We start from the raw sequence: 23320 nt of genomic DNA on the forward strand, positions 1-23320 counted from the left end.
CGGTTCGGCGGATCGGCGTTCTGGCGGACGATTTTTCGGGGGCCGGAGACGCCGCCCTGGCTTTTGAGTCGGCCGGGTGGCCCACGGAAATTTGGGTTCCCGCGGGCCGTCGGCCCCGTTCGCCGGCTCCCCGGGTTCGGGTCTGGATTTTGGACACGGAATCTCGCGGCCTTTCTCCCCGCGCCGCGGCCGGCCGGGTTCGCCGGGCCTTGGCCGCCCTGGCCCACTGGAAACCGGACTTCATATTTAAGAAAATAGACTCGACCTTCCGGGGCCCTGTGGGGCCTGAACTGGCCGCGTTCCTGGGAGCTCTTCCACCGGAGGGAGCCGTGCCCTTGGTGGCGGCTTTCCCTAAAATGGGCCGCACCACGGTGTCCGGGCGCCATTTTGTTAACGGCGTGCCGCTTCATCGGACCGATTTCGGAAAGGATCCCCGCCATCCGGCCCGGACGAACCGGGTGGAAAAGATTCTCGCGCTGTCCGCGGGCCTGCGACGCCGGGTGTGGGTTCCCGATGTGACAGACGCCAAAAGTTTGGCCGCGGCGGCGGGCCGGGCGATCGAGGGTCGAGCGGCGGCGGGGTCGGCGGGGTTTGCCGCGGCCATTGTCAAAAAATGGGGCCCCCCGGCTGGTGGGAAAACGCGCGGGCCGGTTTTGCCGACGGTTCGCGGATCGGTGGCGGTGGTGGTGGGGTCGGCCCATCCCGTGTCCGCCCGGCAGGCGGACCGGCTGGAAAACGGGAACTTTTCCCGGGGGTCGGTCGTCTCTTTAATACGAGGGCCCGCTCGGCGAGGGTCCCCTTCCGAAATTTTGGCGGGACTGGTGGCGCGGGCCGCCGCTTTGGAAAAAAAGAATCCCCTTCGCCGCTGGGTCGCCACGGGGGGGGAAACGGCTTTTGCGTTGGCGCGAAGGTGGAAGGCGTCCCGTTGGCGGGTGGTGGACGCGGTGGAGGCGGGGATCCCCCTGTGTTGTTCCTTGGGGTCGAATCCGCGCCTTTTGGTGATGAAGCCCGGGGGGTTCGGTTCCCTGGAGGCCCTCGGAAAAGCGGTCCGTCGATTGACGGAAAAGGAAGTGTCTTTTGGAAGAAACGCGTAAACCCGCTCCCGCGGGGCCGTCCCTTTCCCGAACGCCGCCCTATTGGGCCACGGCCCTTTTTCTCTCAGCCGCCGCGGCCGCCCTGTGGGTTCCCGGGCGGTGGGCGGTGGCGAGCGCGCGGTCGTTTCATGAAAGCCGCGCGTTCACACCGGCCTGGCTGAGCGGCGCGGACGGGGCGGGTCCTTCGTTGTCGGCCCGACCGCCCACGGAAATCCGGGCGGCCTCTGTGGGTCCACGGCCGGTGGCTTTCCGCCTACTGGCTCCGGCGGCCCAGGAGGTTTACCTGGGCGGATCCTTCAATGATTTCGACGGGTCCCAGCATCCTTTGACCCGGGGCGAAGACGGGGTGTGGGAAACCACCTTGGCGCTGGACCCGGGGCATTACAGCTACAAGTTTAAAGTGGACGGGCAATGGAGGCTGGACCCTACGAACCCGGAGAAAACCCCGGAACCCAAGGAAAGCTCGCTCATCGATGTCTATTAAAAAACAAGCCTTTTGGTGCGGGGGAATCCTTTTGTTGGGGTTGGCGGGGTGTTTGGGACCGATGCCGCCTCGGGTGAGCCCGGTTCCGCCGCCCGTCCCCGAAGTGGTTCCCGTCCCCGTTCCTGGTCCGGTGGAAATACCGACGGCGGAGAAAGGCCGGTTGGCCGCTCTTTGGGTGCCGGGGCCACGGACGGACGCTCTCGCCTCGGCGCGGTTCCTGGCCCAGCGGCCAGACCTTCGGGTGACGGTCCTTTTTCCAGACCACTTCTTTGGACCCGACGAGAAATCCAAGGAGGCGAAAATTCTTTTTCGGACCCTGGTTTCCTCTAAACAAATCGAAGTCGTCTTGACTCTGCCGGACCGGCCGGTTCTGCCTCTCTTGATGGACACGGAGAACGCGCGCGCTTCTTCCCCGACCATCGCGGCCCTGCCCCCGGTCTTCGCGTGGCCGGACGACGTGGTGGACCAAATCGGGTTCGCTCGGGAGAGCTTTCGGGGACGTTGGCGTGCGGCGCCCATGGGCATCCAGCTTCCCTGGGACGTAGCGCTGGGCCCGGAGTTCTCTCTCTTGGCCCGGTTCAAGTTGCGGTGGGCGCTGGTTTCTTCCTCGGGCCCGCTCCCGTCGGTGATAGAAGAGTTTAAGATTCCCGTCATCCGCCCCGCTCTTTTCCCCTTCGGGCCGGCCCCGCGGAAGGAATGGTTCAAAGCCAACCTCCAGCCCATCCTCGTGTCGTCGGGAATCGGCGGGCCTTTTCAAATCGGCGCCGTGGAGGATTTGGCCGTTTTGGAAACCTTGGCCGGCGGGCCGGGCGCGGCGGCGTGGGTGTTGATGTCCGAGGCCATGGCCGAGGGGCCGCCGCCGGGAATCGTTCGATCCACCGCCTCGTCGGTGGATTTCACTCCCTGGATCGGCGACGCCGAGGAGAACCGCGCCTGGGAACTGTTGGGCGGCGTGCGGCGCTCGGTGAACGAATACCAGAATTCCGGCGCGGCGAACCTCCGTTCTTTGGACCTGGCCAAACGCACCTTTTACAGCGCTGAAAGCGGAACGTTTTTTGATCATTTCGGGGCCGAGCGGGAGACGGCCCGCGAGGAAGATTTGAAACGCGATTTCATGGCCACGCTCAGCCAGGTCTACCGTCTGATGGGCCAACCTGTTCCGCCGGAGATTCGCCAGGGATTCGCCCGGGGCGGGCGCGCGGGGCCCGCGGGGGAAGAGGCCGACGGCGGGTTTGAACGGGTCGGGACCGCCCTCCGCTGGCGGGACCCGGCGAACGATGACCGGGGGCCGGGGGACTACTTTTATCCTACCGGGGCCCAGTTTCCGACGGGGGCCTGGGACCTGCGGGGCTTCGAGGTTCAGCCCGCGGAAGAGGACCTGACCTTTGTTTTTGAATTCACGGCGCTTCCGAACCCCGGCGGGGCGCCGGGCGGGTTCTCTTTGCCGCTCATCGATGTCTACATGGACATCAACCATTCACCGGGCGCGGGTTCCCAGGAACTGTTGCCCGGGCGGCCCGGCATGGCGGAGGCGGGAGACGCTTGGGAATATGCGCTTTCGGCGGACGGCTGGGGAGCCCGCTTGTTTCAATCCGCGCCCGGCCAGACGCCCCGGAGCCTTGGGTTCTTCACGGTGGTGAAGACGAGCGCCACGGCTTTTTCAGTCACTATCCCGCGACGGTACTGGCGGGGGGAACCGGAGGCTTGGGGTTTCGCGGTGGCTGTCTTCGGGCGGTCGCCCGGAGGGGCCGTTCCCATGACGGTGGCGGTGGAACCGTCTCCCTCCAGTTTCGGCGGCGCCATGGCCGGCCGGGCCGCGCCGCCCTATATCGATTTGCTCGTTCTCGAAGGAGGGGTGCAACGGAGAATCCTCGGCGCCTACAAGGCGGGCCAGGATATCACCCTTCCTTTCGTTCGAGCCGAATAATAAGAAGGAGGTTGTCATGAACTCTCCCGCTCCGCGGTCCGATCGCTTTTTGATTTTGCTCCTCATCGCCACGCTGGCGCTCTCGGTGTTCTGGTTTTCCGAGCGGCGGGGGGAGACCGGGATTTCCTCCCTTTGGTCCGCCGCCTGGCGGCCCGCCGGTGAGAAGGAAGGAAAAAAAGCGGACCCCGTTCCCGTCCAGGGGCCCGTGCTGGATCTTCAAGACTCATTCGCGCGGGTCGCGGCCCAGATCAAGCCTTCGGTGGTGAGCATCACCGCCACGCACATCGAAACCTTCCAAGCCGCGCCGGACCAATATTATTTCGGAGATCCCTTCGAGGAATTTTTCCGGGAATTCCAAGGCTTGCCGTCCCGGCCCCGCTCCTCGGCCCCGGCGCCTTCCCCGCGCCAATTTCAACGTCGCCAACAGGGCATGGGGTCCGGCGTGGTGGTGGATCCCCGTGGTTACATTTTGACCAACGAACACGTGGTCCGGGGCGCGGACGAATTGACGGTCACCTTCCAGTCCCCGGAAGAGAAAAAGTTTGCGGGCAAGGTGGTGGGGTCGGATCCCCGCACCGACTTGGCTGTCGTCAAGATTGAGCCCAAAGGGTCGCTTCCCTACGCCTCCCTGGGCGATTCGGACAAGGTGCGCGTGGGGGACTGGGCCATCGCCATCGGGAGCCCCTTCGGGTTGGAACAGACCCTGACCGTGGGCGTGATTTCCGCCGTGCGCCAATCCCTGAACATCGAGGGGGTCAACTACTCCGGGCTTCTGCAAACGGACGCGGCCATCAACCGCGGCAATTCCGGCGGGCCTTTGGTGAACATCCGGGGCGAAGTGGTGGGAATCAACACCGCCATCTACGCCCCCACGGGTGTCTTCGCCGGGATCGGGTTCGCCATTCCCGCCAACCGCGTGAAAGATATTCTGGACCAGTTGATCGAGAAGGGCCGCGTGGTTCGCGGCTGGATGGGGGTTGAGATCCTCGCCGTCAACGACGTGTTGGCCAAACAGTTCGGACTTCCGAAAGCCGAGGGCGTCATGGTCAACAGCGTTCAACCGGATTCTCCGGCGTCCAAAGCGGGGTTGGAGCGGGGAGACGTCATTGTGAAATTTAACGGCCAGGCCACCCCCACCCCTGAAACCCTTCGGGACTTGGTGGCGCGGACGGCGCCCAAGAAAACGCTTCCGGTGGAGGTGATCCGCGATCGGAAAGCCAAAACCCTTTCCTTGACGACGGCTGAAACGCCGCCGGATCGGGAAACCCCGTCCGGCGACGGCGACAAGGAAAACGGCGCCGGGCCAGAGGCTTCGGCCGCGTGGGAGGGCGCCCGGTTGACGGCGCTCACCCCGGACTTGGCCGGGCGGTTGGAAGTGCCCGCCGGCACGGCCGGCGTGGTGGTGGCCGCCGTGGAGCCGGGCGGGTTGGCTGAACGCCTGGGTTTGGAACAGGGCGACGTGATCCTTTCGCTCAACCGTCTACGAACGCCCACGCTCGCCGCGTTCGAAAAAGTTTCGAAGTCCGTTTCGGAAAAAGAGGGCGTGCTTCTGGACATCCTTCGTCGAGGCCGAGCCCTGTTCCTGAGCTATCGCGACGGGCAATGAACGACACCCGGGCCCGGGTCCTGGTGGTGGAAGACGATCCCGCCACGGCGGAACTTTTGAGCTCGATCCTGGGCGAGGAAGTGTACCGGATCTCTTTGGCGACCAACGGACCGTCGGCGCTTCAACGGGCCAGGGAGGAACGTCCCGACCTAATCCTCTTGGACGTGCTCATGCCGGGGATGAGCGGGTTTGAGGTGTGCCAGAGACTTCGACAGGATCCGGCCACCTGTCTTTTGCCCATCGTGATCCTCACCGCGCTGGGCGAGACGAAAGACCAGGTGACGGGTTTCAAGCTCGGGGCCGACGAATACATTTCCAAACCCTTCAATCCGGCGGAACTGCTGGCCCGGGTCGAACGAACTCTCCGACGGAGCCGCGAAGGATTGGCCGCCAACCCGCTCACGGGGTTGCCGGGCCGCGTGGCGATGGAGGAGGAAATCCGCCGGCGCGTGGCCACCCGGGAGCCTTTCACCGTGGGGCGGATGGACCTGGAAGGGCTGAAAGAATTCAACCGGGCCTACGGGTTTGAGCGGGGCGACCACGTGATCCGCCTGGTGGGCATGATTCTTAAAAGCGCCGTGGTCGAGTTGGCCGATCGGAACGATTTGGCCGTGCAGTTTGGGTCCGCCGATTTCGGGTTCGTGTCCACCCCGGCGCGGGCCGAGGTGGTGGCCGCGCGGGCCCTGGAGAACGCCGATGTTTTGTTGGTGATGCAATATGACCAGGCGGACCGAATGCGGGGGCGGCTGGACCGCGAGGGCGGGCCGCTCATGGCGCTCAAGGCGGGGATCGTCGACGTTTTTCCCGGCGGGCCCACGCACACGGCCCCCATCCAGGACGCCGTCCGCGATGCGCTCCAAGAAGCCCATGGGTTTCCGGGCCCCCACCTGATCCACCGCACCGCCGTTCTTTCCTAAGACCTGTCGATTAGTGTATGGGGTTCGCCGTTTGAGTATAGTATAATACTATAGGGCGTCCCCTGGTTGGGGGACAGCTGGGAAATTTAGGGGAGCGAGGCGAACCCTCGGGCCGCTCGGCGACCCATCCAAACCGCGAGGGTCCATACCGATAGGATCGTCAGCCAAAGGCCGGTGCGGAATAGTTTTGGGCGAAAGAGGAGTTTTGCGGTCCAGGGGCCTTCGGGCGTGCGGAGGGTTTGGAAGGCGTGGTTGGCGCGCTGGATCCGCGTTGGTTGGCCGTTGACGAAGGCTTCCCATCCTGGGAAGAAGACCCCGCTGTAAACCAGCCAGCCCGTTCCCTGCCCTTCCGCTTCCACGCGGCCCGGCCCCTCGCGCCAATGTTCGAGAACGCCCCGGCCCGCCGCCTCGTCATTGGCTTCCTCCAAAACCACCTCGTTTTTTGGGTTCCAAGGGCCGAAAAGATAATTCAGTCGGTCGGCGGAATCAGCCCGGACCACCGCCCTTGGAACCAGGGTCAACCGCTCCAGGGCTCCGGGACGGGCGTAGAGGAGGGCATTTTGCCGACGGGCGATTAATTGGGAGGGCGGCGGAAGCGTTTTGGTGGACATCATTCGGGAGGCGCCCAGAAAATCCAGCGCCGGGCTTTCCCCCGGGAGGTCCGGAACCCCGCGGCGAAATTCCGTGAACGACCTGAGGCCGAAAACCTCATAGCCCCAGGTTTGATGGGCGCGGAAGGGAAGGGGGACGCCGGGGTAAAGGGCCGCCCGACCGCTTTGGTAACCTTCCACAAGATTGGTTCCGGCCAACACCTTGTCGCTCTTCATGGTGATTGGACTCACGCCGAATCGATGGGGGGAGACCGCCATCTCCCGGGCCAGCGGGAGAGCGTTGTGGAACAGCGCGGCGGGGCCCGTGGGTTGGAGGGTGCGGCCGAGAGCGGCGAGCTCCAAGAGCGTGAAACACCACAGAGCGGCCCAGCGTTTCCGACGGGAAAAAAGCCATATTCCGGCGAAGCAAAGCGCGGCGGCGGCCGAAATGGCTCCGGCCTCCATGGCCCAGCGATCCTAGGCCGGGTTCAGGGTGGCGAGGCCTAGGAGCCAGCGAAGAGCGAGCGCGCGGATCCCGGTGAAAAAGGTGAGGCCCAGGCTTATGCCGAGGAGCCCCAGGGTGACCAGGGCCAAGAGCGCGTTCCTGCCGCGCCGCTGGTGGGCCCCTTCCGTGGACCAGAGGGTTAGGCAGAGGAGGCCCAGGACGCTGGCGTTGGCAAAATGGGTCAGGTAGCGGAACCCCGGCACCAGCGACCTGGCCCATCCGAAAAAAGGTTCCACTCCAAAAGCCAAGATCCCGGCCGCCAGGGCCACGGTGCCCAGGGTAAGAGTTTTTCGGAATGGGGTCCGAAGGATTCCAACGATGGAAAGCAGGCAGACGCCGGTCCCCAGAAAAAGCGTGCTTAGCCAACTTCGCTGGATCGGCCAGAATTCGGGGCCGAAGGGGACCTGTTGAAACACCAAGGCCGTGGTGTTCGTGATCCAGGGCACCCACAGTTTAAGGAGAAAAATGGGCGCCAACGAGAAGTGCCTCGCTTCCGCCGGGGAGAGCGCGGCGCGGAAGGATTGCCGTGCCATTTCCCAGGACGGCAGGATTTGCGCCAGGGACAATAGGATCCCTGCGCCCAGGGCGACCCCGACCCAGATCAAGGGCGACCATCGGGCTGTCCACCGATGAAACGGCCGACGGGTAATGGCCGCGTGGGCTGCCCCGGCCACGGCCAAGAAAACCCCGTAGTGGACAAATTGGACATAACCGGCGGTGAATGCCAAGGCAACGCCCACCGACAGGGCCACCCAAAATTCCCCCAGGCCCAGCAGAAAGAGTAGGGGGAGAAAGGGGAGCGTGCCCACGGCGCTGGGAAATTCCCACTGGCTCACGGTGAACCCGCCCCAGGCGAAGGCCAGGGCGGCCAGGGCGGCGGGAGCATGGAGGTGGGCTTGCCCCGGATTTCTTCTCCCCGCCCATCGCCGGGCCAGAAGGTAGGTGAAAAAGAAAAGGAGGGCCTGGCTCAGGAACAGAAAAAGGCCGTTGGCTGTGGTGAAGGGAAAAATCCAAAACAGCGCCGCCGTGGGGTTGAAGAGCATGATTTGTGGATTTCCCACGAACAGTTCCCCGCAGGCGGAATAGGGATTCCAGAGAGGAAACCGTCCCGCTTGGATTTCCTGGGCCGCGTAGGTCAGCCAGGGTTGAAAAGAGTAGGTGATGTCTCCCACGAAGTGGGCGTTGCCTTTTAACAGAGGATAAAGAAAGGCCAGTGCGGCTATCAGAAAAAGCGCTCCGGCCCGTTTCAGTTCCCGCGCGGTCATGGGGGAAGTTTAGGACATGCCCAAGACCGCCGCAAGGCGGAGTGGGCCGCGGGGTCTCACGGGAAGAAAACCCTTGAAAAAATCTGGGGGTGGTAAACTTAAAGGGAAGAGGGGTATTTGGGCTAGGGGGAGACATGTTGACCTTGCGAGGTCGGTCCCGGGGGTTCACGCTGATCGAGCTAATGCTCGTGGTGGCCATTATCGGGCTTTTGGCGGCTATCGCCATTCCCAAGTTTGGAGACGCGATCATTCGGTCAAAAGAGGCGGCGGTGCGGGGGCATATGGGGGCCCTGCGGAGCGCCATTTCCATTTACTATGCGGACAACGAAGGCTTTTTTCCAAAAGTTATGGGTTTACAAGGAATTATGCCAGGATTAAACGTAGGAAATAAATACCTCACAGCGATTCCACCCATCAAAATTCCAACGGCCCCAATTCACCAGAACAGCGATTTAATTTGCAGTACATTTTTTGGCGAATGGGCGTGTGCAGGGGGTGTGCTTGGTGAGACAGTGTGGTTATTCAATCCGAGTATGGGAGTCCTCGTTGTCAATTGCGGTCATCCAGATTCCCGAGGCGTGATTTGGAGTATTCAGTAAACTGATTTTCCGTTGCGTGGGCAGAGCAGCTTTGATATTTTGACCTGGTGAGACTGTTTGTTTCGGTTCCCGTTCCGCTTGGCGCGTCCAAAACTCTGTTCGATGGGCTATCGGCTCTTCGCCAGGAGTTTCCTTCTGCCCGATGGGTTCAACCGAAGCAATTCCACTTCACTTTAAAATTCCTAGACGAAACAGACGAGGGCCGTCTGGCTGAGTTGGTTTCGGTCCTGGGGCCCGTGGCTTTGGGGCACAAAATATTTTCCATTGCTTTGGCGTGGTTCGGAACGTTTCGGTCGGAAAAAGGCGCCGTGTTTTGGGCGGACGTTGGTAGTGGGCGCGGAGAATTGACGGATCTCGCGGCGTCGGTGGAAAATGCACTGGGGCCTTGGAAGACCGAGAACCAGCCCTTCGTTCCCCACCTTACGTTGGCGAGGTTTGATGGTTCTCTGCCGGAAATCCCTGCCCCGTCAAAGGGCGGCCCTAAGACAACCTTTCTGATTAATCGGATGGCACTCATGCAAAGCGTTTTAAAAAGCGGTGGGGCGGAGCATCGGATTTTGCGGGAGTTTCCATTGGCGGCGCCGGGGGGTGTGGCGTTGGGCGTGGATTGGGGGCGCCGTCGGGTGGGGGTGGCGGTTTCCGATGAGTTGGGACGGATGGCGCACCCTCTCGCGACGTTGGAACCGAAATCCCTGGCGGGGTTGGTTGGCGAATTGGCGGAGCTGGCCCGGGTCAGGGGGGCCCTTACTCTCGTGTTGGGGCTTCCCAAACACATGAACGGGTCGGAGGGCGAAAGCGCCGGCGCTGTTCGGCAGTTGGCTGGGCAACTTGAAGAGGCGGGGTTAAGTGTGGTTTTGTGGGACGAGCGGTTGACCAGTTGGGAGGCCCAGGGTCGTCTTCGGGAGGGTGGGGGCGGACGGGGCGACAAGGGCCGGGTGGACCGCGCGGCGGCGGCGCTCCTGCTTCAAGCCTATTTGGATCGAGAGCGGGGGGGGGTATCGTGAAGGAAGGTTTCTTTCGCACGTCGTTATTCGTCGGTATGGGCGCCATTGTCGCGCTCGTGGCCGGCGTCCTTTTTTTGAACAGTCCGCCCTCGGGTGCGAAAAGCGGGTTGGTGGAAATCCCGGCCGGCGCCAGCGCCCGCGCCATTTCCCGCCAACTGCGGGACGACCGTCGGGTTCGTTCGGCGCTTTGGCTGGAGTTTTTGGCGCGGGTCCTTGGGGCCGACCAAAACCTAAAGGCCGGTGCCTACAGGATTTCCGGTCCGAAACGGGCGGACCGGCTCCTTCGGGATTTGATCGACGGTCGGGGCGCCACGGTGCGGGTGACCATTCCCGAGGGATTCGCCCTTTGGCAGATCGCGGAACGCCTGGAGGTCGACGGGGTGTGCCGCGCCGAGGATTTCAAAACGGCGGCGGGTGCGAGCGAAGGATTTCTTTTTCCGGAAACCTATTTTCTAGACCCGGGGACGCCGGGCGAAGAGGTGGTTCGGATCCTGAGGGCTCGTTTCTCTTCGGTTTGGCGGGAGGTGTTTCAGGCCGCGATGGAGACCGGGGCGGTGCGGGTTTCTCCCGATCTTGCGGCCGCGCTCGACGGCTTGCCCGAGGGTGTTTTCCTTCTTGCGGACGGCCGGAGATGGACGGTGAACCACGCGGTAACCTTGGCTTCCCTCATCGAGCGGGAAACTCACCGGCCGGAGGAAAGGGCTATCGTCTCCGCCGTCTACCACAACCGGTTGAAAAAGCGCATGCGTTTGGAATGCGACCCCACCGTGCAATACGCCTTGGGGGGGTGGAAGAACCCGCTTTATAAAAAAGATCTTTTGGTGGAGAGCCCCTACAACACCTACCGGCGTTATGGCCTGCCTCCCGGGCCCATCGCGAGCCCGGGCCGGGCTTCCCTGGCGGCCGCGCTGGCGCCGGCGGCGGCGGACGCTCTTTATTTTGTGTCCGACGGGGCGGGGGGGCACCGGTTTTCTTCCACCTACGAGGATCATCAACAGGCGGTGCGACTTCTCCGTCGAACCTTAAGAGCGGGCCGAAAACAGGTAAAATGATCCCATGGACGTTTTGCGTTGGACGATTTGTCGGGGCGGTTGGGGGCGCGGCATAGAAGACTTTCAATTCTGGGCGTTCGTTTCCTTCCCGGCCTGATTTTTGTGCCGATCCTTAACGTTCGAAACTTACGGTTCGGATTGGCGGAAGGGCCGACCTTCCTGAGGGCGATCCATCGGCTTCGCCACGACGTGTATGTTCGGGAATTCAGGTTTTTCGATCCTGTTCTCTACCCCGACGGCATTTTGGCCGATGAATTCGACGGAATGGGGATGCATGCCGTGGCGGCGCAGGGCGAGGACGTGGTGGCCGCGCTTCGGCTGGCGCTTCATTCGGAGCGGGGGTTTCCGTTACAGGGGGTTATTCCAGAGTTTAAGGCGCCCAAGCCCCCCGAGCAAACCGGCGAGGTCAGCCACCTTGTCATCGCCAAAGCGTTCCGTCGTCGTCGGGAGGACGGCCTTTATGGGGCGGAATCTTATCTCAAAATAGCTCAGGGGGGAATTCTTCCCAATGCCGGCCCTCTATCGGACCATATGAAGAAACGGTGGGGGCCCCTTCTCACCCTTGGGTTGTTTAAGGTTCTTTACCAGCACTCCCGCCGCCTCGGGTTGGAGTCTTGGCTCATGCTCGCGGAACGCTCGCTGTACCAAGTTTTGAACCGCTATGGCCTCCCTTTCCGCCAGGTGGCCGACCCTTTGGGCGGGCCCGAGGGGCCCCGTCCGTGTCTCCTTCTTCTGAACGATTTGGAGAAAAGTCTTCGACTTTTTGATCCGCGTCTTTTTGCGGAATTTACCGACGGCTTGGAACGGGAGTACCGCCCTTGATAAAATGGGGTCCTGCGGCCGTGGTGTGTTTCTTCGATGCAAAAGGAGAGTTTCGATGAGCGTTGTGGTCGTTGGTTCGGTGGCATTGGATTCGGTGAAGACCCCGTTCGGGGAACGGACAGAGGCTTTGGGCGGGTCGGCGGTTTATTTTTCCTATGCGGCAAGTTTTTTTTCCGACGTGCAGTTGGTGGGCGTCGTGGGGCGGGATTTCCCGCAAAAATATCTGAACCTGCTTCGCCGCCGGAAAATCGATTTGGACGGCCTGCACGTTGTTGCTGGAGATACCTTCCGCTGGTCGGGTTACTACGAGTATGACTTGAACGAGGCAAAAACCCTCGATACCCGATTGAACGTTTTTGAGAAGTTTTCCCCCGATCTTCCCGCGAACTACCGTTCGGCGGACTGCGTGTTTTTGGCCAACATCGATCCCGACCTGCAACTGCGCGTTCTTCGCCAGGTTCGGCGGCCGAAACTGGTGGCCGCGGATACCATGAACTTATGGATCTCCACCAAGAAAGAACCGCTAAAAGCCCTCTGTCGGGAAATCGATATCTTGATTTTAAACGATGGGGAGGCGCGGCAGTTGTCGGGGCGGGCCAGCTTGATTCAGGCGGGGCGACTTATTCAGTCCTGGGGGCCTCGGTATGTGGTGGTGAAAAAAGGGGAACATGGGGTACTGCTTTTTTCCAAACGGAATGTGTTCAGCGCCCCCGCCTATCCTTTGGAAGAGGTTTTCGATCCCACCGGCGCGGGCGATACTTTCGCCGGAGGTTTCGTGGGATATTTGAACAAGTCCGGAAACCGTTTGGATGAGGGAACCCTTCACCAGGCTCTCTTTTACGGCACCGTCATGGCCAGTTTTACGGTGGAGCGGTTCTCGCTGGAACGCCTTCTCACCGTCCGCCCCCCGGACATTCGTCGCCGGCTGGCCCTTCTTCACCACATGTCCCGCCCTCGGGATTAAGAAACCTTTAGATCCAGAGGGAATAATTCCCGCCAATATCTCACCATCAAGGTGAGGTTGAGGGCAATGCCCACCACCGCCCCTTCTGGGGACAGCGTATGGAGTGTGTTCACCCCGAGGACCAAATACAAGACAAGGAATAGACTGCACGCCAGCAACAGGCGTTGTGGCGCCCCGGGTACCTTTCGATGCAAATTTACGGCCCCATAGATGAGGAACCCGCCCAAGACCATGTCCATGAGGGGCATGGCGGCAAAAAGAGCCACCATCATCCAACGGATTCCGCCCCCGGGGTCGCGATAAATCGCCATAACCAAATGCACGATTTTCACAAAGGCGGAACCGAAAAGGATAATACCCAGAATCGCGGCGAGCGTGACGGCCGCCCGATGTGTTCCGCCGCCCGTTTTAGCGCCCATGGGTCATTTCTTTTCGGAAAAGGTCGAACAGGCCGCGCGCATAAATGTCGTTCAGTCGCGCGCCGGGGTGTCCGTCGGCGGGGTTCACGTGGAGCGATTCCTCTGGCGGAGCCGCGGCGATTTCCTTCAAAAATCCAACGGTGATGAAACCGGCCCTCTCCGCCGCGCGACGGGCCTGTTCTTCCCAGGCCAAGGCGAACCGAAGGTTTTCGTCGGGGTGCGACAGGTCGGAGCCGTGGTGTGCCACGGTCAAAACGGCGAAAATGGGCGGGGCTAACTTTCGTCGGCGGGACCAATCGACGATGTCTTCCAGCGCCCGGGTGAACCCTTTCCACTCCGGCGATTCCGGGTTGTAGACCCGGGCGAACTCCTCGTTGCCGGTGGGGATTGTTCCTGTCCGTTCCGCCACAGTGTAAATCCACGAGTGGACCCGCCCGCCCACGAAAGGAAGACCGGCCCACTCCAGTCGCTGTTTCACGAAATTGATCCAACCGCTGTGGCGCGCGTTAAAGGCGTCCCGTTTCTGGCTACGGTCGGCGCCGCCCGGTTTGGGGTCGTTGTTGCAGAACCCCACCAGGATCCGGTCGGGGTCCACCTGGGGGCCGAGCGCGTTCAAGATGTCGCGTTCTCCGCCGGTATCCACCCCTTGAATACCGAAATTGAGCACCTCGATTTTCCGGCGTGGGAAGGCCCCACGAAGGAGCGTCTGCAGTCTTTCGGTATAACGTTCCTCCTCCGCCAACCCACGGCCAAAAGTGAAGGAGTCCCCCAGCGCCATCACGCGGTAAGTTCCCGCCGGTTTCGGCAGATCGAAATCCCCTCCCCGGAAGTACCGGCCCTTATATTCCAATCGGGTGCGACGGACCGGATGGCCCCAGGTGTAGAAAATGCCGTCTTTATAACCGTCGAAAGGGAGCCCCCTCCCCGGGTCTCGAAAAGCCCAGAAGGCTTCAAGACCATGCAAGAACCCAGTCCAAAGGACGGCATTCCAAGCAAAAAGGATGAGGAGGCGCGACGACCGCGGAGTCATGGAAGTGGTTTTACTAACAATGAGTGAGCTGACTGAATCACGGCCCTTATTTTACCTTTTTCGATGGTTTCGTCACGAAGCGGTTGACGACCCAGCGCTTTGGATGATATGGTGTCCTCATGGGAATTCAAGAAAAAGCGGACATTTTTCGAGAGCTCCTCTCTTTTCTTTGGAAAGAGAAGCTGTGGTGGCTCGTCCCACTGGTGGTGGTTCTCGTGGCGTTGGGAAGTCTCCTTCTTCTGGCCCAGGGATCGGCGATCGCTCCCTTTATTTACACGTTTTTTTGAGAATGGCCCCGCTCCGGAAGATTTGGGCGTGGTGGAAACGGGTGGCCCGGGCCATCGGTGTTTTTCAGACGCGCCTTCTCCTCACGGGTTTCTACTTTTTGTTCCTTTGGCCTTTCTCGCTTATGATGGGTCGACGAAGGTTTTCCCGAGCCCCTCTCTCGGTGGGAACGGCGTGGACGCCGCGGCAAGGAACTAGTCGCACATTGTCCGATCTGACCAGGCAATTTTAGGGATCCCCCACTCTCCCCATGAATATCCTCGGGATCAGCTGTTTCTACCATGATGCCGCGGCCGCGTTGATCCGCGATGGCGTTCTCGTCGCCGCCGCCGAGGAAGAAAGGTTTTCCCGTCGTAAGCACGACTCGGGCTTCCCATCCTTGGCCATCGATTTTTGCCTTCACCAGGGAGGGATCACCACCCGGGATTTGGACTACGTGGTTTTCTATGAGAAGCCCTTCCGGAAATTCGAACGCCTCTTTTTAACCATCCTCAACGGCTATCCGCGGTCCGCCGGCGTTTTTCGGGACGCCATGACCTCCTGGCTGGATGAAAAGTTGTGGATCAAATCTCTCCTCGTTGAACGACTAGGGGTTGATCCAAAGAAAATTCTTTTCTCGGAACACCACCTCTCCCATGCCTCAAGCGCCTTCTTTTGTTCTCCTTTTAGGGAAGCGGCGATCCTGACGGTGGACGGCGTGGGGGAGTGGAGCACATCGACCCTGGGCCGCGGAACCGCTTCTTGGGACGGCCAAGGAGAGAATCGGATTGATCTTTTCTCTGAACTGCGTTTCCCTCACTCCCTGGGGCTCCTTTATTCCAGTTTCACCGCCTTTCTTGGTTTTGAGGTGAACGAGGGCGAATACAAAGTCATGGGAATGGCGCCTTACGGCCGCCCTTTATATGTGGACAAGGTGATGAAACTTCTGCGGCTCTTTGACGACGGGAGTCTTGAACTCGACCTCTCCTATTTCAGTTTTCATTACCATCGGGAGCGATCCTTTTCCAGCAAGTTCGTGAAGTTGTTCGGCCCCCCGCGCGACCCCCGCGCCCGTTTTGTCACGACCCAAACCAGCCTTTACGATGATCCGATCCCCCCGACCAACGCGGAAATGGACCTCAATCAATACTATGCCGACGTGGCCGCCAGCGTTCAGCGGGCCACCGAAGAAATAATTCTTAAAATGGCTCGGCATCTCCATCGGGTCACGGGGTTAAAGTCCCTCTGCGTCGCTGGAGGGGTGGCGTTGAATTCTGTGGCCAACTATCGGTTACTAAAGGAAACGCCGTTTGAGCATATCTATATCCAGCCCGCCGCGGGGGACGCGGGCGGAGCGTTGGGCGCCGCGCTTTACGTCGAACATGCAATCCTCGGTCGGCCCCGGCGATTCGTGATGGATCACGCGGCGTGGGGGCAGGCCTATGGCCCGGGAGAGACGGCGGACTTTCTTCGGTCTGCCGGCGCGGCTTTCAAAACCTTGGAAGAGGAAGACCGACTGATCGACCGGGTCACCGACATGCTGATGGCGGGAAAGGTGGTGGGGTGGTTCCAGGGACGGTTTGAGTGGGGGCCTCGGGCCCTTGGCCATCGGTCCATCTTGGCCGATCCCCGACGGCTGGATATGAAAGACATCGTCAACATCAAAATAAAATTCCGGGAGCCCTTCCGGCCGTTTGCTCCCTCCGTCGTGGAGGAGCGCGCCGCGGAGTTTTTTGATTTTCCGGACCCCCCTCTTCACTCACCGCCTCGCTTCATGCTGATGGTGGCGCCGGTCCGGCCGGAGAAGCGCGCCTCTCTCCCCGCCATCACCCACGTCGACGGGACGGGCCGTCTTCAGACCGTGGTTAAAGAAACGAACCCCCTTTACCATCGCCTCATCGCTCGATTTGGAGAAGCGTCCGGAATTCCCGTATTGTTGAACACTTCGTTTAATTTGAGAGGAGAACCGATCGTGACAACGCCGGAGAACGCGTTCCGCACTTTTATGGCGAGCGGGATGGACGCGCTGGTGATGGGGTCGCAAATCGTGGTCAAGGAAGGATCGTGAAATCCCCGTCGTTCCCGACCCCACAATGTGCGAACGAAAAATTTAACCGCGGATTTGGTCTTGGCTGTGTTCGAGCGTTCCGACGTCCATTGGGGCGATCGATCGGAACGGAGGGGCCGCGTTGTCTTTCGCGGAGACCTGTGCACGGGCGGGGTCCACGGGCCAGGGGATGTTTAATTCCGTGTCTTTCCAGTGGATCGAGCCTTCGTCGGCAGGGGAGTACGGGGCCGTGCACTTGTAGAAGAAGACGGCGCTCTCGCTCGTGACGCAGAACCCGTGGGCAAACCCCGGGGGAACGTATAGAGCGCGAGCATTCTCCGACGAAAGCGTCTCCGCGTGCCAGTGCCCGAAGGTCGGTGACCCCTTTCGAAGATCCACCGCCACATCGAAAACGGATCCTTCCAAAACGCGGACCAGTTTTCCCTGCGCGTGGGGAGGTTTCTGGAAGTGGAGCCCCCGCAGGGTTCCTCGGACTGAATAACTCACGTTGTCTTGCGGGAAATGCCGAGGCAACCCAGCGGACGCAAAGGCCTCTTCTCGGAAGCTTTCAAAGAAATATCCCCGCGCGTCTCGGTACACGAGCGGCTCGATCAGGAGCAGGCCGTTCAAGGGAAGCGTTCTTGTTTCCATGGTTGTCTCCGTCGATAAATTTTGCGGTCGCCCGCGCGGCCGGTTGTTCTGGAAAAACTTTAACTTTTTTACAAAGAAAGTTCTTGACACATTTGCAGGCTTGTGGTAAATTCCCCCCAGTCACAAAGCGCGCGGCAAGCGCTGAACCGAGTTCGTAACTTGATCGGTCGATCCCACCCGAGGATCGAATCCAGAGGATAGGACCAGGATCCTTTGACAGGGGGCACTTGTGTCCCTTGGGATTTTTTTTTATAATCGGGCCAATTTCGTAGTTCAGTTCTTTGACATTTCCAAATAGCCATTCGCGCAAGCGGGTGAGCGCCCCAAGCGAGAGGTTCCCTAACCAAGGGGACCCGACGTGGGTGCTCCTCGATGCCGATTGGTAAACGACGTTCAGGTGTGAATAAAGCTTGTGCTACAAAGTATAAGCAATTCCACAAGAGCCGTAAACCAAACCTCATAAGTTTGAGTCGTGCCCGCAAGGGCGCGGCCACAATCTTACGGAGAGTTTGATCCTGGCTCAGAGTGAACGCTGGCGGCATGCCTAACACATGCAAGTCGAACGATCTTTGGCAGTTTATCGTCAGAGGTAGTGGCAAACGGGTGAGTAATACGTGGACAATCTTCCCTCGAGCGGGGGATAACTCCGGGAAACCGGAGCTAATACCGCGTGAGACCACGTCCTGGCATCAGGATGAGGTTAAAGCTCCGCAAGGGGCACTTGAGGAGGGGTTCACGGCCTATCAGCTTGTTGGCGGGGTCAAAGCCCACCAAGGCGACGACGGGTAACCGGTCTGAAAGGACGACCGGTCACAATGGCACTGAGACACGGGCCATACTCCTACGGGAGGCAGCAGTGGGGAATTTTGCGCAATGGGGGAAACCCTGACGCAGCGATGCCGCGTGGAGGACGAAGGTCTTCGGATTGTAAACTCCTTTTATCGGTGAAAAATAACCATGTGAATAACATGGGTTGATGGTAGCCGGTGAATAAGCCACGGCTAACTTCGTGCCAGCAGCCGCGGTAAGACGAAGGTGGCGAGCGTTACTCGGAATTACTAGGCGTAAAGCGTGGGCAGGCGGCTCGATCAGTCTCTTGTGAAAGCCTTGGGCTTAACCCAGGGAGGCCAAGGGATACTATCGGGCTTGGATGTGGGAGAGGAGACTGGAATTCCCGGTGTAGCGGTGAAATGCGTTGATATCGGGAGGAACACCAATGGCGAAAGCAAGTCTCTGGACCACTATCGACGCTCATCCACGAAAGCTGGGGGATCAAACAGGATTAGATACCCTGGTAGTCCCAGCCGTAAACGATGCTCATTAGGTATGGGGGGTATCGACCCCTCCCGTGCCGACGCTAACGCATTAAATGAGCCGCCTGGGGAGTACGGCCGCAAGGTTGAAACTCAAAGGAATTGACGGGGGCCCGCACAAGCGGTGGATCATGTGGTTTAATTCGACGCAACGCGAAGAACCTTACCTGGGCTCGAACGGCCGGTAGTAGTTCCTGTGAAAGCGGGAACGAACCGTCAAGTCGGTTGTCGGCCGAGGTGCTGCATGGCTGTCGTCAGCTCGTGTCGTGAGATGTTGGGTTAAGTCCCGCAACGAGCGCAACCCCTATCCTATGTTGCCACCCGCGCAAGCGGCGCACTCTTAGGAGACTGCCTCGGATAACGGGGAGGAAGGTGGGGACGACGTCAAGTCCTCATGGCCCTTATGTCCAGGGCGACACACGTGATACAATGGCGACTACAGAGGGATGCGAAATCGCAAGATGGAGCCAACCCCACAAAAGTCGCCCCAGTTCAGATTGTGGGCTGAAACTCGCCCACATGAAGGCGGAATCGCTAGTAATCGCAGATCAGCAGGCTGCGGTGAATACGTTCCCGGGCCTTGTACACACCGCCCGTCACACCACGAAAATCCGTTGCAACAGAAGTCCTGGCCTAGCCAGGCCCAAGTTGTGATTGGTGATTGGGGTGAAGTCGTAACAAGGTAGCCGTACGGGAACGTGCGGCTGGATCACCTCCTTTCTAAGGAGTATTTCAGGACGCTTCGGCGCCGCTGAAAGAGGTCGATCGTCGGTTGCGCCCAAGGGGCGCTCACTGGCTTGCGAAAAGGCATTTGGAAATGATATGGGGCGGATAGCTCAGCTGGTTAGAGCACACCCCTGATAAGGGTGAGGCCGGTGGTTCGAGTCCACTTCCGCCCAGGTTTTAGGGTGGATTGGGTTCTTAAATCGGTTTTAGTGAAAGTGGGCTATTCTTGTAGAAAACGCTGGGTTTGCCCCAACTATTTAGGGTTTATCTCTTTTTAGGGTGGGGCTGTAGCTCAGCTGGGAGAGCGCCTGCTTTGCAAGCAGGAGGCCGCCGGTTCAATCCCGGCCAGCTCCATTTATTTTAAAAATTTTTGCAGTTCGCCGGTTCCTGGTTGAATTTTAGGCCACGAACATAAGGCGGGTCTTTGACATACGAATAGGAAAGTCAAGCGTCTAATCGTAGTTGTATCGAGCTTCAAAAATGATTGGGTGCAAATCCCGATCGTTTCGAGTAGCGCGATGCGACTGAGGATACAAAGATGCGGCTAAGTTACTAAGAGCGCATGGTGGATGCCTTGGCGCCAGAAGTCGATGAAAGACGTGGCCAGCGACGATACGCTCCGGGGAGGTGCAAGCAACCTTTGATCCGGAGATCTCTGAATGGGGAAACCCTTCGCGGTGACAAATCGCGAAACGTAGGCGGAAATGCCTTTGGGAAACTAAAGGAGGTACCGCTTTCGAGACAACCCAGGGAAGTGAAACATCTCAGTACCTGGAGGAAAATAAATCAAACGAGATTCCCTCAGTAGTGGCGAGCGAACGGGGAACAGCCTAAACCCAACCTATGTTGGGTGTTGCAGGGCTTGTCCGGTTTAGAGCCGGTGAGTAAAAAATCGCTTCGTTAGTTGAACGTGCCTGGAAAGGCCGACCAAAGAGGGTGAGAGTCCCGTAAACAAAAGCGAAGCGGCTCACGATAAGTTCCTAAGTAGCGCCGAGCACGTGAAATTCGGCGTGAATCCGGGGAGACCACTCTCCAAGGCTAAATACTCTCTGGCGACCGATAGTGCACAAGTACCGCGAGGGAAAGGTGAAAAGGACCCCTGACGGGGAGTGAAAAGAACCTGAAACCGTGCGTTTACAAGCAGACGAAGAGCTATGCCCTGCAAGGGGAATGCTCGACGTCGTGCCTGTTGAAGAATGATCCGGCGAGTTACTGTTGCATGCAAGGTTAAGGACCCGAGGGTCCGGAGCCGTAGCGAAAGCGAGTCTTAACGGGCGACAAGTATGCAGTAGTAGACCCGAAGCCAGTCGATCTAACCCAGGACAGGGTGAAGTCACCTTAACCGGTGATGGAGGCCCGAAGCGTTGACAGTTGAAAATGTCCTGCATGAGCTTGGGTTAGGGGTGAAAGGCCAATCGAGGCTGGTGATAGCTGGTTCTCCCCGAAATAGCTTTAGGGCTAGCGTGGAGCGATGACCGTGTGAGGTAGAGCACTGGATAGTGTAGGGCCGAATACCTCGGTTCCGAATCTAACCAAACTCCGAATACATACGGGAAAACTCCGCAGTCAGTTCACGAGGGCTAAGCTTCGTGCGCAAGAGGGGAACAACCCAGACCGTCGACCTAGGTCCCAAAATTCAGGTTAAGTGGTTAAGGATGTGATTTGACTTAGACAGCGAGGAGGTTGGCTTAGAAGCAGCCATCCTTTAAAGAGTGCGTAACAGCTCACTCGTCAAGTTGAGTCGCGCCGAAAAAGTCCGGGGCTCAAACCTGGTACCGCAGTCACGGCTGTGAGGTGGATTCGTCCATTTCACGGGGTAGGGGAGCGTTCCGTTCTAGGATGAAGGCACACCGATAGGAGTGCTGGACGAAACGGAAGTGAGAATGTCGGAATAAGTAGCGATAAGGTCTGTGAGAATCAGACCCGCCGCAAGCCTAAGGTTTCCTTGTTTAAAGTTCGTCTGAACAGGGTCAGTCGGTCCTAAGTCGAGGCCGAAAGGCGTAGATGATGGGCATCAGGTTAATATTCCTGAACCACATTATGTGGGTCACACCGAGGGGGGACGCAGAAAGGTAAGCCAGCCGGCAGAAGGTTACCGGTCCAAGGTCGTAGGGAGGTTCTCCAGGCAAATCCGGAGGGCCGTTAATCCCGAGAACCGAGTGCGAGCGCGTCGCAAGACATGCGAAGTGGCCCAACTACGCTGCCAAGAAAATCCCCGCGGTTACTGCATAGTGTGTCCGTACCGCAAACCGACACAGGTAGGCGAGGAGAATATCCTCAGGCGCGCGAGCGAACTCTCGCTTAGGAACTCGGCAAACTGGCCCCGTAACTTCGGAAGAAGGGGTGCCTGGTGCTTTGACCCCGTACAGGGGAAGGGGCGCTAGGTCTCAGTGAATGGGGAGCCGCGACTGTTTAACAAAAACACAGCACTCTGCTGAAATCGCAAGATGATGTATAGGGTGTGAAGCCTGCCCGGTACCGGAAGGTCATGGGGAGAGGTCAGGGTCCGCAAGGGCCCGAAGCTTTGAACTTAAGCCCCGGTAAACGGCGGCCGTAACTATAACGGTCCTAAGGTAGCGAAATTCCTTGTCGGGTAAGTTCCGACCTGCACGAATGGCTTAACGAAGGCTCCGCTGTCTTGGCGAGAGGCTCGGCGAAATTGTGGTATCCGTGAAGACGCGGATTACCTGCGGTCAGACGAAAAGACCCCGTGGAGCTTTACTGTAACTTGTTATTGCGTTTTGGGACTGGATACGTAGGATAGGTGGGAGCCTTTGAGATCTCGCTTTCGGGCGGGATGGAGGCGTCCTTGAAATACCACCTTTTCGGTTCTGAGACGCTAACCCCGTGCCGTATATCCGGCCGGGGAACAGTAGCAGGCGGGCAGTTTAACTGGGGCGGTTGCCTCCTAAAGAGTAACGGAGGCGTTCCAAGGTTCTCTCAGGGCGTATAGAAATCGCCTGTCGAGTGCAAGAGCAGAAGAGAGCTTAACTGCGAGGCATACAAGCCAAGCAGATCGGAAACGAGGATCTAGTGATCCGGTGGTTGATTGTGGGATTGCCATCGCTCAACGGATAAAAGCTACCCCGGGGATAACAGGCTTAACCAATAATAGGCCCCTGTGTTCGTGAGGACACAGGATAAAAAACTAGGCTTACAACGGTGAAACCCTACATTCTGAAGTTTAAGAGACATGCGAATATGGTCGCACGAAGATGTGAATCTTCGACAGAATAGGGCAATACCGTGGGAACCTTCGACGACAAGTCGAAAGGTCCTGTAACGACTGTGCCACGCCAAACGGCGTTGCAACGATCTCCTGCGTACTAGGGTTTCGTTCGGCACGACTTTGGTTCACTAATTCACCGAGCCGGTGGGTTAAATATACGACCAAGGTAACACGCCTAGCCCCTGCCTTCGGCAGGGTGATGATATAGTCTGCACCCAATGGAAATTGGGAAATATGTGTATCGGATCCAAGAGCCCATATCGACGATCCGGTTTGGCACCTCGATGTCGGCTCATCGCATCCTCCCGCTGGAGTCGGTGGGAAGGGTTTGGCTGTTCGCCAATTAAAGCGGTACGTGAGCTGGGTTCAGTACGTCGTGAGACAGTACGGTCTCTATCTACCGTAGGCGTAGGACTTTTGAGAGTGAGTTGTCTCTAGTACGAGAGGACCGAGATGAACGCGCCTCTGGCGTACCGGTTGGCCCACCCGGGCCACGGCCGGATAACTACTGCGCGGACGGGATAAACGCTGAAAGCATCTAAGCGTGAAGCCCACCTCAAGATTAGAAGTCCCTGTTCCCTTGTGGAACCTAAAGGCCTCCAATAGACTATTGGATTGATCGGTGGGGTGTGGAAGTGGGGTAACCCATGAAGCTAACCCATACGAATCGGCCGTGAGACTTAGCCGCATCTGTGTATCCAACGATGAGACAATGACAGTCTTTCAATATGGGTTTCGAAAGAAACCCATGGCGTAAGATTGGTATGTGCTTGACTTTCCTATTGGTGTGTTACGACCGACAATGAGTTTGA

At 59.2% G+C, this 23320-nt stretch carries 17 protein-coding genes, 2 tRNA genes and 2 rRNA genes; 16 read left to right on the top strand and 5 right to left on the bottom strand.

What is annotated here, in order from left to right; translation table 11 throughout:
* Positions 1-149: 149 nt before the first annotated feature.
* From IPP35_08260 to IPP35_08280, 5 genes are all read left to right on the top strand, one after another.
* On the top strand, positions 150-1094 hold the full coding sequence (locus IPP35_08260) for a hypothetical protein (GenBank protein MBL0059089.1): 945 nt from the start codon (positions 150-152) through the stop codon (positions 1092-1094).
* A gap of 226 nt (positions 1095-1320) precedes the next feature.
* Positions 1321-1578 (top strand): glycogen-binding domain-containing protein, encoded by a 258-nt coding sequence (locus IPP35_08265; protein MBL0059090.1) that lies wholly within the window; start codon positions 1321-1323, stop codon positions 1576-1578.
* Complete coding sequence (locus tag IPP35_08270) at positions 1568-3505, top strand: hypothetical protein (protein MBL0059091.1); 1938 nt, start codon at positions 1568-1570, stop codon at positions 3503-3505. Before IPP35_08265 ends, IPP35_08270 begins: the two co-directional genes overlap by 11 nt.
* Before the next feature lie 16 nt (positions 3506-3521).
* A complete protein-coding gene (locus tag IPP35_08275) occupies positions 3522-5111 on the top strand; it encodes a Do family serine endopeptidase (GenBank protein ID MBL0059092.1) in 1590 nt (529 codons plus the stop codon).
* A complete protein-coding gene (locus tag IPP35_08280) occupies positions 5108-6028 on the top strand; it encodes a response regulator (protein ID MBL0059093.1) in 921 nt (306 codons plus the stop codon). Before IPP35_08275 ends, IPP35_08280 begins: the two co-directional genes overlap by 4 nt.
* Before the next feature lie 86 nt (positions 6029-6114).
* Here IPP35_08280 and IPP35_08285 read toward each other — a convergent pair whose 3' ends face one another.
* Together IPP35_08285 and IPP35_08290 are read right to left on the bottom strand one after the other, a co-directional pair.
* Positions 6115-7083: a hypothetical protein gene (locus IPP35_08285; protein ID MBL0059094.1), complete on the bottom strand. Its 969-nt coding sequence runs from the start codon at positions 7081-7083 to the stop codon at positions 6115-6117.
* A 12-nt stretch (positions 7084-7095) separates the two neighbouring features.
* A complete protein-coding gene (locus tag IPP35_08290; GenBank protein MBL0059095.1) occupies positions 7096-8388 on the bottom strand; it encodes a hypothetical protein in 1293 nt (430 codons plus the stop codon).
* A gap of 134 nt (positions 8389-8522) precedes the next feature.
* On the opposite strand from IPP35_08290, the gene IPP35_08295 reads away from it, so the two are divergent.
* Genes IPP35_08295 through IPP35_08315 form a run of 5 tightly spaced genes read left to right on the top strand, consistent with a single transcriptional unit; the run spans position 8523 to position 12829 of the window.
* Complete coding sequence (locus IPP35_08295; GenBank protein MBL0059096.1) at positions 8523-8987, top strand: prepilin-type N-terminal cleavage/methylation domain-containing protein; 465 nt, start codon at positions 8523-8525, stop codon at positions 8985-8987.
* A 47-nt stretch (positions 8988-9034) separates the two neighbouring features.
* Positions 9035-9991: an RNA 2',3'-cyclic phosphodiesterase gene (gene thpR, locus IPP35_08300; GenBank protein ID MBL0059097.1), complete on the top strand. Its 957-nt coding sequence runs from the start codon at positions 9035-9037 to the stop codon at positions 9989-9991.
* Positions 9988-11043, top strand: a complete 1056-nt coding sequence (gene mltG / locus IPP35_08305; GenBank protein MBL0059098.1) for an endolytic transglycosylase MltG — start codon at positions 9988-9990, stop codon at positions 11041-11043. Before thpR ends, mltG begins: the two co-directional genes overlap by 4 nt.
* Positions 11044-11061: 18 nt before the next feature.
* Positions 11062-11865, top strand: coding sequence for a GNAT family N-acetyltransferase (locus IPP35_08310; protein ID MBL0059099.1), 804 nt, complete (start codon positions 11062-11064; stop codon positions 11863-11865).
* 55 nt (positions 11866-11920) lie between these two features.
* A complete protein-coding gene (locus IPP35_08315; GenBank protein ID MBL0059100.1) occupies positions 11921-12829 on the top strand; it encodes a sugar kinase in 909 nt (302 codons plus the stop codon).
* On the opposite strand, the gene IPP35_08320 is transcribed toward IPP35_08315, so the two are convergent.
* Both IPP35_08320 and IPP35_08325 read right to left on the bottom strand, forming a co-directional pair.
* Positions 12826-13248 (bottom strand): hypothetical protein, encoded by a 423-nt coding sequence (locus IPP35_08320; GenBank protein MBL0059101.1) that lies wholly within the window; start codon positions 13246-13248, stop codon positions 12826-12828. The genes IPP35_08315 and IPP35_08320 overlap by 4 nt on opposite strands.
* Entirely contained in the window at positions 13238-14278 is a 1041-nt protein-coding gene (locus tag IPP35_08325) for a hypothetical protein (GenBank protein ID MBL0059102.1), read from the bottom strand. Before IPP35_08325 ends, IPP35_08320 begins: the two co-directional genes overlap by 11 nt.
* 119 nt (positions 14279-14397) lie before the next feature.
* Here IPP35_08325 and IPP35_08330 point away from each other — a divergent pair, with 119 nt between their 5' ends.
* A complete protein-coding gene (locus IPP35_08330) occupies positions 14398-14565 on the top strand; it encodes a hypothetical protein (GenBank protein MBL0059103.1) in 168 nt (55 codons plus the stop codon).
* Between the two features lie 248 nt (positions 14566-14813).
* Positions 14814-16610: a hypothetical protein gene (locus IPP35_08335; protein ID MBL0059104.1), complete on the top strand. Its 1797-nt coding sequence runs from the start codon at positions 14814-14816 to the stop codon at positions 16608-16610.
* 42 nt (positions 16611-16652) lie between these two features.
* Here the strand turns inward: IPP35_08335 and rfbC are convergent, their stop codons facing one another.
* Positions 16653-17240, bottom strand: a complete 588-nt coding sequence (gene rfbC / locus IPP35_08340) for a dTDP-4-dehydrorhamnose 3,5-epimerase (protein ID MBL0059105.1) — start codon at positions 17238-17240, stop codon at positions 16653-16655.
* Between the two features lie 497 nt (positions 17241-17737).
* Here rfbC and IPP35_08345 point away from each other — a divergent pair.
* The 4 genes from IPP35_08345 to IPP35_08360 all read left to right on the top strand — a co-directional run bounded on the left by IPP35_08345 (position 17738) and on the right by IPP35_08360 (position 23196).
* A 16S ribosomal RNA gene (locus IPP35_08345) occupies positions 17738-19273 on the top strand.
* Between the two features lie 105 nt (positions 19274-19378).
* Positions 19379-19452 (top strand) — tRNA-Ile (locus IPP35_08350).
* A 108-nt stretch (positions 19453-19560) separates the two neighbouring features.
* Positions 19561-19633 (top strand) — tRNA-Ala (locus IPP35_08355).
* Positions 19634-19821: 188 nt separating this feature from the next.
* Positions 19822-23196: ribosomal RNA gene (locus IPP35_08360) — 23S ribosomal RNA — on the top strand.
* Together the 16S and 23S rRNA genes with 2 tRNA genes alongside form the textbook arrangement of a ribosomal RNA operon.
* The last annotated feature ends 124 nt before the right edge of the window (positions 23197-23320 follow it).

This window comes from Elusimicrobiota bacterium, from assembly GCA_016721625.1.
Lineage (GTDB): Bacteria > Elusimicrobiota > Elusimicrobia > FEN-1173 > FEN-1173 > JADKHR01.

Coding starts and splice junctions, on each gene's coding strand:
- IPP35_08290 (MBL0059095.1), bottom strand. CDS start 8,388: ATGACCGCGCGGGAACTGAAACGGGCCGGAGCGCTTTTTCTGATAGCC.
- IPP35_08325 (MBL0059102.1), bottom strand. CDS start 14,278: ATGACTCCGCGGTCGTCGCGCCTCCTCATCCTTTTTGCTTGGAATGCC.
- IPP35_08295 (MBL0059096.1), top strand. CDS start 8,523: ATGTTGACCTTGCGAGGTCGGTCCCGGGGGTTCACGCTGATCGAGCTA.
- IPP35_08320 (MBL0059101.1), bottom strand. CDS start 13,248: ATGGGCGCTAAAACGGGCGGCGGAACACATCGGGCGGCCGTCACGCTC.
- IPP35_08270 (MBL0059091.1), top strand. CDS start 1,568: ATGTCTATTAAAAAACAAGCCTTTTGGTGCGGGGGAATCCTTTTGTTG.
- IPP35_08315 (MBL0059100.1), top strand. CDS start 11,921: ATGAGCGTTGTGGTCGTTGGTTCGGTGGCATTGGATTCGGTGAAGACC.
- rfbC (MBL0059105.1), bottom strand. CDS start 17,240: ATGGAAACAAGAACGCTTCCCTTGAACGGCCTGCTCCTGATCGAGCCG.
- IPP35_08275 (MBL0059092.1), top strand. CDS start 3,522: ATGAACTCTCCCGCTCCGCGGTCCGATCGCTTTTTGATTTTGCTCCTC.
- IPP35_08330 (MBL0059103.1), top strand. CDS start 14,398: ATGGGAATTCAAGAAAAAGCGGACATTTTTCGAGAGCTCCTCTCTTTT.
- IPP35_08285 (MBL0059094.1), bottom strand. CDS start 7,083: ATGGAGGCCGGAGCCATTTCGGCCGCCGCCGCGCTTTGCTTCGCCGGA.
- IPP35_08280 (MBL0059093.1), top strand. CDS start 5,108: ATGAACGACACCCGGGCCCGGGTCCTGGTGGTGGAAGACGATCCCGCC.
- IPP35_08335 (MBL0059104.1), top strand. CDS start 14,814: ATGAATATCCTCGGGATCAGCTGTTTCTACCATGATGCCGCGGCCGCG.